The sequence below is a fragment of the Phenylobacterium sp. genome (assembly GCF_030651185.1).
In the GTDB taxonomy this organism is placed as follows: Bacteria; Pseudomonadota; Alphaproteobacteria; order Caulobacterales; family Caulobacteraceae; genus Phenylobacterium.
In genome coordinates this window covers 105,429-116,695 of record NZ_JAUSCJ010000027.1, presented here as the reverse complement: position 1 = coordinate 116,695, position 11,267 = coordinate 105,429, and the positions used below count along the sequence as shown (strand labels likewise).

At 69.7% G+C, this 11,267-nt stretch carries 10 protein-coding genes; 9 read left to right on the top strand and 1 reads right to left on the bottom strand.

Annotation, left to right across the window (positions count from 1 at the left end; translation table 11 throughout):
* The 8 genes from Q7J39_RS13145 to Q7J39_RS13110 all read left to right on the top strand — a co-directional run.
* The coding region (locus Q7J39_RS13145) for an ABC-F family ATP-binding cassette domain-containing protein (protein WP_304825627.1) at positions 1–1,758 on the top strand (1,758 nt) is incomplete at its 5' end.
* A gap of 91 nt (positions 1,759–1,849) precedes the next feature.
* Positions 1,850–2,038, top strand: a complete 189-nt coding sequence (locus Q7J39_RS13140; protein ID WP_304825624.1) for a hypothetical protein — start codon at positions 1,850–1,852, stop codon at positions 2,036–2,038.
* 126 nt (positions 2,039–2,164) lie between these two features.
* Positions 2,165–3,010 (top strand): Flp pilus assembly protein CpaB, encoded by an 846-nt coding sequence (gene cpaB / locus Q7J39_RS13135; protein ID WP_304825621.1) that lies wholly within the window; start codon positions 2,165–2,167, stop codon positions 3,008–3,010.
* Between the two features lie 13 nt (positions 3,011–3,023).
* Positions 3,024–4,349: a type II and III secretion system protein family protein gene (locus tag Q7J39_RS13130; protein ID WP_304825618.1), complete on the top strand. Its 1,326-nt coding sequence runs from the start codon at positions 3,024–3,026 to the stop codon at positions 4,347–4,349.
* The gene (locus Q7J39_RS13125; RefSeq protein WP_304825613.1) at positions 4,346–5,533 is read left to right on the top strand and encodes a hypothetical protein; all 1,188 of its coding nucleotides are present in this window, start codon (positions 4,346–4,348) and stop codon (positions 5,531–5,533) included. Before Q7J39_RS13130 ends, Q7J39_RS13125 begins: the two co-directional genes overlap by 4 nt.
* Positions 5,533–6,924 carry a CpaF family protein gene (locus Q7J39_RS13120; protein WP_304825610.1) on the top strand — a complete coding sequence of 464 codons (1,392 nt, stop codon included), beginning with the start codon at positions 5,533–5,535 and terminating at the stop codon, positions 6,922–6,924. The genes Q7J39_RS13125 and Q7J39_RS13120 overlap by 1 nt, the downstream gene beginning before the upstream one ends.
* Entirely contained in the window at positions 6,924–7,883 is a 960-nt protein-coding gene (locus tag Q7J39_RS13115; RefSeq protein WP_304825606.1) for a type II secretion system F family protein, read from the top strand. The genes Q7J39_RS13120 and Q7J39_RS13115 overlap by 1 nt, the downstream gene beginning before the upstream one ends.
* A gap of 4 nt (positions 7,884–7,887) precedes the next feature.
* On the top strand, positions 7,888–8,817 hold the full coding sequence (locus Q7J39_RS13110; RefSeq protein ID WP_304825603.1) for a type II secretion system F family protein: 930 nt from the start codon (positions 7,888–7,890) through the stop codon (positions 8,815–8,817).
* Here the strand turns inward: Q7J39_RS13110 and Q7J39_RS13105 are convergent.
* Positions 8,810–9,700 carry a LysR substrate-binding domain-containing protein gene (locus tag Q7J39_RS13105; RefSeq protein ID WP_304825600.1) on the bottom strand — a complete coding sequence of 297 codons (891 nt, stop codon included), beginning with the start codon at positions 9,698–9,700 and terminating at the stop codon, positions 8,810–8,812. The genes Q7J39_RS13110 and Q7J39_RS13105 overlap by 8 nt on opposite strands.
* Positions 9,701–9,818: 118 nt before the next feature.
* Between Q7J39_RS13105 and Q7J39_RS13100 the strand changes: the two genes are divergently transcribed.
* On the top strand, positions 9,819–11,198 hold the full coding sequence (locus Q7J39_RS13100) for a cytochrome P450 (protein ID WP_304825598.1): 1,380 nt from the start codon (positions 9,819–9,821) through the stop codon (positions 11,196–11,198).
* Positions 11,199–11,267 lie beyond the last annotated feature (69 nt).

Here is an 11,267-nt window from a genome sequence, read left to right as displayed (position 1 = left end):
ACCCTGTTCAAGCTGATCCTGGGTCAGCTTCACCAGGGTTCGGGCGAGATCGGCTATCCGAAGGCCGCCCGCATCGCCTCGGTCGACCAGGAGCACCCGGCCACCCCGGTGACCCTGATGGACACCGTGCTGGCCGCCGACGTCGAACGCGAGACCCTGATGGCCTCGCTGGACACCGCCGAGCCCGAGCACCTGGGCGAGATCTACGCCCGGCTCAGCGACATCGGCGCCGATCGCGCGCCCAGCCGGGCGGCGGAAATCCTCTCGGGCCTTGGCTTCTCCCACGCCGATCTGTCGCGGCCGATGGCCGAGTTCTCCGGCGGCTGGCGGATGCGCGTGGCCCTGGCCGCGGCCCTGTTCGCCGAGCCCGACCTGCTGCTACTGGACGAACCGACCAACTATCTCGACCTGGAAGGCGCGCTCTGGCTGGAAGCTCGGCTGAAGAAGTATCCCAACAGCGCCATCATCATCAGCCACGACCGCGAAATCCTGAACAACTCGGTGGACCACATCCTCCACCTGCATTCGGGCAAGCTCGACCTGTATCCGGGCAACTACGACAACTTCGAAACCCAGCGCGCCGAGCGGGCGCGCCTGCTGGAATCCAACAAGTCCAAGATCGACGCCCAGCGCGCACACCTGCAGGCCTTCGTCGACCGCTTCCGCGCCACGGCGTCCAAGGCCACCCAGGCCCAGTCACGCCTGAAGCAGTTGGCCAAGCTGCCGCCGGTCTCCGTCGTCGCGGCCGAACGCACCGCCCCCTTCATCCTGCCCTCGCCGGAACGTCCGGTGCCCCCGCCCCTGATCCGCCTGGAGGGCGCCTCGGCGGGCTATGACGGCTCGCCGATCCTGCGCAACATGGACCTGCGCCTGGACCTGGACGACCGCATCGGCCTGCTGGGCGTCAACGGGGCCGGCAAGTCGACCTTCGCCAAGCTGATCGCCGGGGCCCTGCAGGTCATGCACGGCGACCTGCGCCGCGACCGCCGCCTGAAGGTGGGCTGGTTCCACCAGCACCAGATCGAGGCGCTCGATCCCTCCGACACCCCGCTGGAGATCATCCGGCGGGCCATGCCCGAGGCCAGCGACGCGGCCCGCCGCTCGCGCCTGGCCCAGTTCGGCATGGGCGTGCAGAAGGTGGAGACCACGGTCGCCAACCTGTCGGGCGGCGAGCGCGCGCGCCTGCTGCTGAACATGGTGGCCATGGAGGCCCCTCACCTCCTGATCCTCGATGAACCCACCAACCACCTGGATATCGACAGCCGCCGCGCCCTGCTGGACGCGCTGAACGAGTATGCCGGCGCCGTCATCCTGATCACCCACGACCGGTCGCTGATGGAGCTGGTGGCCGACCGCCTGTGGCTCGCCGCCGACGGCACCATCGCCCCCTTCAACGGCGACATGGACGACTACGCCAAGCTGGTGATCGACCGCGCCCGCCAGGCCGCCAAGGGTCCGTCCCAGGTTCCGCAGGCCGCCGCCGCCCCGCCGTCGGTCAAGGCGGCCCCCAAGGCCAAGGTCCCTACCGGCACCGCGCGCCGGCGCGCCGAACAGGCCGAGGCGGCCCTGGCCCGCGCCACCACCGCCGTCGCCGAGCTCGACAAGGCGCTTACCGACCCCAACATCTTCACCAAGGACCCTGGCAAGGCCGCCCGCCTGGGCGCCGACCGCGCCAAGGCCCAGGCCGCCCTCGACGCGGCCGAACAGGAGTGGATGGCGGCCGTGGAAGCCTATGAGGCCCTGAAGACCGAGGCCTGACCGAACAACGCCGGCTCGGTTGGGTCGGAGATCCGACGGAACCGTCTGAAATCACTAGCGTTCCCTGTTCCCAAGGAATGGAGACGTCGGCATGCCGCACGACAGGCGTTACACCTTCAAAATCCGGCCGCGGGATGGCCGGTGGCTCTGGGCGACCTTTGACGAGTCCGGCCAGCCCTGCCGCTCAGGGGTGGCGAAGTCGCGAGCCGAAGCCGCCGCCCATGTGATCGCCTGCATCGCCAATGGCTTCACGGCCGACGTCACGCTGAAGGCGGCCTAGGGTCGGCCGTCAACGCAACCTGCGTGATTAGGGTTTACACTCACTCACCGTCTTTCTTCGGCCTATCGCAAGGGGGCCCACCGATAACTGGCTGATAGTTTGACGCTATTAGCACCAGGGGTGGGCATGCGGCTCGTGACAATCGGCAGTCTGGGAGCGTCCGTCGCCCTGGGCCTGGGCGCCATCATCGTGGCCCGGGTCGCCTTGCCCGACACCGGAAAGGTGCAGGCCGCGCAGGTCGTGGTCTCCCCCATGGCCAACGCCGTCTCGGTGGTGGTGGCCGCCCGCGACATCGCCTATGGCGAGCGCCTGGACGCCGGTCACCTGAAGCTGATCCGCGTGCCCAAGGACGCCGCCCCGGCCAACGCCTTCGCCTCGGTCGCCCAGGTCCTGGCCCAGGATCACGGCGGCGCCCCCGTCGCCCTGACCCTGATCGCCGCCCGCGAACCCCTGCTGCCCGCCAAGCTGTCGGGCCCCGGCGCCCGGCCCTCGGTGGCCGCCGAGCTGGAGCCCGGCATGCGCGCCTACGCCATCGGGGTGAACGACATCTCGGGCGTCGGCGGCCACGCTCTGCCCGGCGACCGGGTGGACGTGGTGATGATGCGCAACATGACCCCGGAAGGCCCGCACAAGATGCTGACCTCGCAGCTTGTGGTGCAGAACGTCCGCGTCCTGGGCGTCGACCTCAATGCCGACCCGACCTCCACCAAGGCCGAGAAGCCGTCGACCACCACCCTGGAGGTCAGCGTCAAGGACGCCCAGAAACTCGCCATCGCCGCCGAGCTCGGCTCGCTCTCGTTGGCCCTGCGCCCGCTCGGCGCCTCGGACGTCGAACCGGTCGCGGAGGTCGCCTCGGCCACGCCCCGCGCCCCGCGCCGCGCGCGGGCGTCCGGCGCCCCGTCCGGCGGCCGCATCACCATCGTCGAAGGCGAGAATTCCGCCCCGGCCGCCAGCGCCAAGCCCGCGGCCTAAGGACACCCCAGCCATGCTCCACCCCCCTCTCCTCGGCGCGCTCGCCGCCGCCCTGGTCCTCGGCGCCGGCCTGCCCGCCGCCGCCGAACAGTTCTCCAGCGAGGCCGCCCGCTCCCGGGTCATCACCGTGCCGCGCAACAAGTCGGCCTCGTTCCGGCTCGACAGCCCCGCCAGCAAGATCGTGGTGGCCCAGCCCGAGACCGCGCAGATCGTCGCCACCACCGACCGCAGCTTTTATGTGCGCGGCAAGGCGCTGGGCTCTACCAACCTGCTGATCTACGGCTCGGGCGGCGCCTTGCAGGAAGTGGTGGACGTCCGCGTCGGCTATGACGCCGACGCCCTGCAGGAAGACCTGGCCGCCGCCCTGCCGGGCGAGCTGATCCAGGTCCGCAACCTCGGCGAAGGCCTGCTGCTGGCCGGCGACGTCTCCACCACCGCCGCGGCCGCCAAGGCCAAGGGGCTGGCCGAGAAGTTCGCGCCCGGTTCCGTCACCTCGGCCCTGACCGTCCGCGCTTCTCAGCAGGTGATCCTGGAGGTCCGCGTCCTGGAGGCGAGCCGGTCTTCGCTGAAGGACATCGGCTTCAACATCAACGCCAGCAACGGCTCCACCTTCGCCCTGCAGACGGGCACGGGCCTGATCGGCAATACCGCCCCGCAGGGCGGCCTGTCCCTGCGTGGCACGCTGGGGACCGCCACCATCGACGTGGTCCTCCGCGCCCTGGAGGAAAAGGGCGTGATCCGTACCCTGGCCAAGCCCAACCTGGTGGCCCTGTCCGGCGAGAAGGCCAGCTTCCTGGCCGGCGGGGAGTTCCCCTTCCCGGTTCCCAATGGCCGCGACTCGGTCACCATCGAGTTCCGCCCGTTCGGCGTGACCCTCGACTTCCAGCCCACCGTCCAGGACAACGGCCTGATCCGCCTGCAGGTGGCCCCTGAGGTCAGCCAGCTCGACAGCCGCACCCCGTTGAAGCTGAACGGCATCGAGATTCCCAGCCTGGTGGTCCGCCGCGCCAACACCACCGTCGAACTGCGCTCGGGCGAGAGCTTCGCCATCGCGGGCCTCTTCCAGCAGGACTATTCCAACGCGGTGCGCCAGCTTCCGGGCGTAGGCGACGTGCCGGTCCTGGGCAGCCTGTTCCGCTCCTCGCGCTGGAAAAAGTCCGAGACCGAACTGGTGATCATCGTCACCCCGCGCATGGCCGGCGGCGACGACTATCACGCCACCTCCACCATCATGGCCGGCAATGAGGCCACCGCCATCGACCTGATCCTCAACGGCCTGGCGCTGGACAAGCCCCTGGCCAGGGTCGAGGGCTCGGCCCGCACGGGGGCGCCCACATGAGCAACTGGAGCCTGCTGGGCCGCCGGGTCCTGGCCATTGGCGACAGCCTGGCCCCCCTGGCGCGCGGCCCGCTGTTCGGGGCGGCCATGGAGGTGGCGGGCCTTGAGCGTCTCTCCGACCTTCGCCCCGGGATGACCGACCTCATCCTGATCGACGCCGACCATGCCGAGCCCGCCGCCCTGGCCGCGGCCGTGGCCACCCTGTCGGACATTCCCGACCTGCCGCCGACCCTGTTCCTCGGCGGACACCTGCCGGTCGGCCTGGTCCGCGCCCTAATGCGCCTGCCCCATGCCGACGTGGTGGAGACGCCATTCACCCACGACCAGCTGCAGAACGCCATCTACGCCTTGCTGGACCAGGCCGCCGCCCAGACGCCCAGCGCCCAGGGCCACCACTCCCGCTGCTGGTCGGTGATGGGCGCGGTCGGCGGCGCGGGCGCCACCATGGTGGCCATCGAGATCGCCAACGCGCTCGCCGCCCGTTCCAGCCGCGCCAACAGCGTCTGCCTGATCGACCTGCACCTGGCCGACGGCGCCTGCGCCCCCTATCTCGGCGCGACACCTTCCATGGGCCTGGCCGAGTTCGGGCCCGCCGCCGAACGCATGGACGCCGCGCTCCTGGCCGCCTTCGCCACGCCGGTGGGCAAGGGCCTGGATCTGCTGGCCTGCCCCCGCGATCCAGGCGCCTTCACCTCCATCTCCCGCGAGGCGGTCCTGCGCATCCTGGAGATCGCCTGCGAGGCCTACGACCATGTCGTCCTCGACATGCCCCGTCATCGCCATTCCTGGAGCCTGGACGCGCTGTCCGGCTCCGACGAGGTGGTGGTGGTCTCCGAGTTGACCGTGCCGGCCCTGCTGGCCGCCCGCGCCCTCTCCGACGAGGTGGAGGCCGCCGCGTCCCTGCGGCCCCGGATCGTGCTCAACCGCCTGGCCAACCGCATGTTCGGTCCCGCCCCCTCCACCGCCGAGGCTGAGAAGGCCCTGCAACGCAAGGCCGACGGCGGCATCTCGTCGGACTGGGAAGCCGCCGCGGCGTCGGTGAACCTGGGCGGCGCCATCAGCCAGCACCGGCCGAAGTCCAAGATCGTCCGCGATGTCGGGGCGCTGGTGGACCGCCTGCTGGCTGAACGTGGCCGCCGCGCGCCCTTCGTCCCGGCGGTCGCCGCCCCGTCGCGAGCCGCCTGATGGGACGCTTCAGCCTCGCCAAACCCGTCGCTCTCGAGGTGGTCGAGACACAAACCCCCGCGCCGGCGCCCGACAGCGTCCCGCCCCCCAGCGCTTCGGCGTCGACCGCGCTGGCCGAGAGCCAGATGCTCGACATCAAGCTTAAGTTACACGCACAACTTATTGAAGAACTTGATCTCTCGAAGCTGGAGTCCGTCGGCGAAAAGGAACTGCGCCGGCAGGTCATGGCGCTTGTGGGCGACTTCGCCCGCGCCGAACGGCTGGTGCTCAACACCGCCGAACTCGAGGACCTGGGCTCGTCGGTCTATGACGAGATGATGGGGCTAGGCCCCCTTGAGCCCCTGCTCAAGGATGACAGCATCAACGACATCCTGATCAACGGCCCCTTCCAGGTCTATGTCGAGCGACGCGGCGAACTGGAGCCCACCGCCGTCCGCTTCCGCGACAACGACCACCTGCTGCGCATCGTCAACCGCATCGTCGCCGGGGTTGGCCGCCGCATCGACGAGAGCCAGCCCATGGTGGACGCCCGCCTGCCCGACGGCAGCCGGGTCAACGCCGCCATCGCCCCCATCGCCATCGACGGGGCCTGCGTCTCGATCCGCAAGTTCTCCAAGAAGCCCTACACCCTGGAAAAGCTGGTGGACGTGGGCGCCATGCCCCAGTGCGTCGCCGACTTCCTGCACGGGGCCATCAAGGCCCGGGTCTCCACCGTGATCTCCGGCGGCACCGGCTCGGGCAAGACCACCCTGCTCAACGCGCTGTCGGCCGCCATCAGCCACAAGGAGCGGCTGATCACCATCGAGGACGCCGCCGAGCTGCAGATGCAGCAGCCGCACATCGTGCGTCTGGAAACCCGCCCGCCCAATATCGAGGGCAAGGGCGAGATCCGTCAGCGGGAACTGGTGAAGAACGCCCTGCGGATGCGGCCCGACCGGGTGATCCTGGGGGAAGTCCGGGGCGAGGAAGCCTTCGACATGCTCCAGGCCATGAACACCGGCCACGAGGGCTCCATGGCCACCATCCACGCCAACACGCCGCGCGACGCCATCACCCGCCTGGAGCAGATGGTGGCCATGTCGGGCATGAAGCTCAGCCCTGAAGCGGTGCGCGGCCAGATCGCCTCGGCGGTGGGGCTGATCATCCAGATCATGCGTCTGTCGGACGGCAAGCGGAAGCTGATGAGCGTCACCGAGATCACCGGCATGGAGGGCCAGGTGGTGCAGATGCAGGAGATCTTCTTCTTCAACCGCCTGCACACGACGGCCGACGGCGTGGTCCACGGCGAGTTCCGCGCCAGCGGCCTGCGCGCCCGCTGCCTGGACGAGATGACCCGCCGCGGCATCGCCTACGACACCGCCAACTTCGATCCCTCGCGGGTGCTGGGCTGATGGGCTTCGACGCCAAGAGCGCCTATCTCGTCCTGGTCTTCGCGGCCGTCTTCGCCGCGGGCCAAGCCTGTTTCGGACTGCTCGGAACCGCCAAGGTCAAGCGCCGCGTCAACCAGCGGCTCAAGGTCTCCGAGCGCATCGGCGGCATCCAGGAGCTGGTGGTGGAGCTGCGCAAGCAGCGCGGCCTCACCGCCGCCGGCGACCTGCGGGCCGGCGTGAAGTGGCTGGCCGAACTGATCGTCCGCTCCGGCGTGCCCTATGACCCGAAGAAGTGGCTGATGGCGGTGATCGCCGCGGCCGTCGCCGGCGCGATCCTCATCGTGGTCTTCACCCACAGCCTGCTGATGGCCCCGGTCGGCGCGATCCTGTTCGGCGGCGCGGGCCCCATCTTCTTCCTGAAGTTCATGGCCGCCCGCCGCTCCAAGGCGCTGGGCCACCAGCTGCCCCAGGGCCTGGAGATCATCGTCCGCAGCCTGGAGGCCGGCCACCCGGTCCCCACCGCCATCCAGCTGGTGGGCCGCGAGATGGCCGATCCCATCGGCTCGGAATTCGGCATGGCCGCCGACGAGATCGCCTATGGCGCCACCCTGGAACAGGCCATCGGCCGCATGTCCCAGCGCTGCCAGCACCCAGACGTCGACCTGTTCGCCGCCACCGTGCGCCTGCAGGAGCGGGCCGGCGGCAACCTGACGGGCCTGCTGAAGCTCAACGCCGCCACCGTGCGCGAACGCCACCGCATGCGCCTGAAGATCAAGGCCGCCTCGGCCGAGGGGCGAATCTCCGCCCTCATCCTCACCCTCGCGCCGTTCATCGCCGGAGGCGCCATCCACCTGATGTCGCCCGACTTCTACGGCGAGGTGTTGGGCGAGCCCTTCATCCAGACCGGGCTGATCGCCATGGGCGTCTGGATCGCCATCGGCAACCTGATCATGCGCCGCATGGTCGATATGCGGATCTAGCGCCATGGACCTGCAGACCCTCATCCTCTGGTTCGGCCTGGCCATGGTTGGCGTGGGCGTCGCGGGCGGCGGCGCCCTGGTGTTCGGCGAGTTGCGGGTGCGCGCCCTGCGCAAGGCCAGATTCCAGGACCCCGCGTCTCCCATCGACACCGGGCGCGGCGAGGTCCGCATCCTCGGCCAGGTCACCGCCAGCGTGCGCCGCCTGGGCCAGCAGGCCGCCGTGCGGGACCCGTCCAAGGTCTCCGACGTCCGCATGCGTCTGGTCCGCGCCGGCTTCTTCGGCCGGGAGGCGGCGATCTACTATCTCGGCGCGCGGGCCGCGGCCCTGGCGGCGGCCACCCTGGGCACCATCGTCCTGCTGCCCTTCGCCCTGAAGCCCGGCCAGGGCATGGCCCCGGTGCTGCTGGCCGCGACCCTGGCGCTCATCGCCCTGCTCGGCCCCGACCAGGTGCTGTCGGCGCGCCAGAAGGACCGTGAGCGGGAATATGCCGACGGCTTCCCCGACCTGCTGGACCTGCTGGTGGCCTCGGTTGAGGCGGGCCTGTCGCTGGACGCCGCCGTCGGCCGGGTCACCGAGGAACTGGTCCGCCGCTATCCGCGCCTGACCATCCACCTGCGGATGCTGACCCTGGAGCTTCGCGCCGGCAAGTCGCGCAAGGAGGCCTGGACCGCCTTCGCCGACCGCCTGGGCATCGACGACGCGCGGTCCTTCGCCACCATGCTTCGTCAAGCCGAGGACATGGGCACCAGTCTTGGGGAAACCCTCTCGGTCTTCTCCCAGGACATGCGCCAGAAGCGGATGCTGCGGGCCGAGGAAAAGGCGCTGGCCCTGCCGGTGAAGCTCACCGTGCCCCTGATCTTGTTCATCTTCCCCTGCCTGCTGGGGGTCCTGCTGCTCCCAGCCGTGTTCCGCCTGACGCAGGTGTTCAACTAGGCGTCGGGACTTTCGCCGCCTCGTCCAGCAGCCAGTTGCGGAAGGCGAAGGCCGCCGGCCTGGCGGGGCCGGGCGGGAGGATCAGGTAGAACTGGGCCGGGGTGCGCACGAACCCCATCGGCGCCGCCAGCCGTCCGGCCTCGATGTCGGCCGCCACATAGACGAAGGGGCTCAGGCCCACGCCCTGCCCCGCCACCGCGGCCTCCAGCATGTAGAACAGGTGCTCGAACTCGCGGTTCTGCGCCGCCTCGGGGAGCGAAATCCCGGTGTGGCGCTCCCACTCCGACCAGGCCTGCAGATGCGGTCGGGTGTGCAGACGGGGCAGGCTGGCGAAGGCCTTCACCCCCGGCGTCGCCCCGGTCAACTGCGGCGCGGCGACCGGGCCGTGGAAATTGTCCAGGAAGGCGATCGCCTCCCCGCCATGGGCCGGCACGTGCTCGGTCAGGCGGATGGCCGCGTCATAGCGTTCGCGGGCGAAGTCGGCCGGGGCGAAACTCTCGGTCACCCGCACCCTCAGGCCCGGATGCTGATCGTGGAACGACCCCAGCCGGGGGATCAGCCAGCGCATGGCGAAGGTGCCCAGGCACGACAGGTGCAGCTCGGTGTCGTCGGCCGACTTCAGATCCGCCAGTGTCCGCTCCACCCGGTCGAAGGCCCCCGACAGCGACGCCGCCAACCGCTCTCCCGCATCGGTCAGCTTCAGCCGGTGCCGTGGCCCCTCGGTCAGGGCGAGGCCCACCGCCTCCTCCAGGCTGCGGATCTGCCGGCTGACGGCCCCGTGGGTCACGAACAGTTCTTCCGCCGCCGTGGTCATCTTGCCCAGCCGCGCGAAGGCCTCGAAGGCGCGCAGGGCCGTCAAGGGGGGTAGCGAACGTCTCGTCATCGCCTGCTTTGTGATCTCAGCTCACAAGAACAACACCGTTATATCGTTTGTTGCGATGCATCAATTTCTCTCATCCTGACGTCGCACTTCACCCGTTCACGACCCAAGGGGATAGGTCATGACCGACGCCGCCGCCTTTGCGCACCATTTCAGACCCGCGGCGCCGGAGCGTCCTGACGACTGGCTGCCGGTCTGGCGGATCTTCGTCGACAAGGCGGCTCAGAACCCGCTGAACGGCTGGCCGACCGTGGCTTTCGAGACCCATCACAAGACCCGCAGGGTCTTCAACCTGACCTACCATTTCATCAGCGACCCCGCCGCCATCCAGCAGGTGCTGATGGACAAGCTCGGCAATTATCAGAAGCCGGCCCTGGTCAATAAGATGCTCAGCGTCGCGCTGGGCGAGGGCCTGCTGACCACCAACGGCGAAGCCTGGCGCGAGCAGCGGCGGATGATGGCCCCGGTCTTCACGCCCGCCATGGTGACCGAGTTCACCCCCACCTTCGCCGCCGTCGCCGAGCAGACCGCAGACCGCTGGGCCACCGGCGACAGCGACGTGATCGACGTGGCCGCCGAGAGCCTGCGCACCACCTTCGACATCATCAACGCCACCCTGTTCTCCTCGGCCGCGGGCTTCACGGTGGAGGAGGCCTCGGGCCACTTGGCCGCCGTCATGAAGGCCATGACCCAGTACCGCCTGGGCCCGATCTTCGGCATGCCCTGGCTGGATCAGAACCCGGTCCAGTGGCGCGGGGCGGCGGGCCGTCGCTTCATCATCGGCAAGCTGGCCGACTTCATCGCCCGACGCCAGGCCGACCCGAACCCGCCCCAGGACTTCATGACCCGGGTCATCGACGCCTTCAGCCAGACCCACCCGCCCAGGACGGCCGCCAAGCTAGCCCTCGACAACGCCGTCACCTTCCTGGGCGCCGGTCACGAGACCACAGCCAATGCGCTCACCTGGGCGTTGTACCTGCTGAGCCGCGACCGCCAGGCCCAGGCCTGGGCCGGCGAGGAGGCCCGCGCCGCCTGGGACGCCGGCGGAACCCCGGAGGAAATCCTCGCCCGCCTGCCCTATCTGAAGATGGTCTGGGACGAGACCCTGCGGCTCTATCCGCCGGCCCTGCGCATCGACCGCGAGGCCATGGCCGACGACGAGCTCTGCGGCCACGCCATCCGCAAGGGCGACCAGATCTCTATCTGGCCCTGGATCGTCCACCGCCACCGCCGGCTGTGGAGCGAGCCCGACATCTTCAACCCGGAGAACTTCGACCCGGAGGCCAAGGCCGGCCATCATCGCTTCCAGTACATCCCCTTCGGCGCCGGCCCACGGGTCTGTATCGGAGCGGCCTTCGCCCAGGCCGAGGGCCTGCTGGTGCTCTCCCACTGGCTGGCCCGCTTCCGCTTTCGCCCCGTCGCCGGCCACACCGTCGAGCCCACCGGCGACATCGCCATCCGGCCGAAGGGCGGCATGCCCCTGGTGGTGGAGCGGGTTTAGCGCCCCGCCACATATCCGAGCTGAAACAACATTACCGTGTGATCGCGGGGTTTGGTTCTAGTCCTTTCC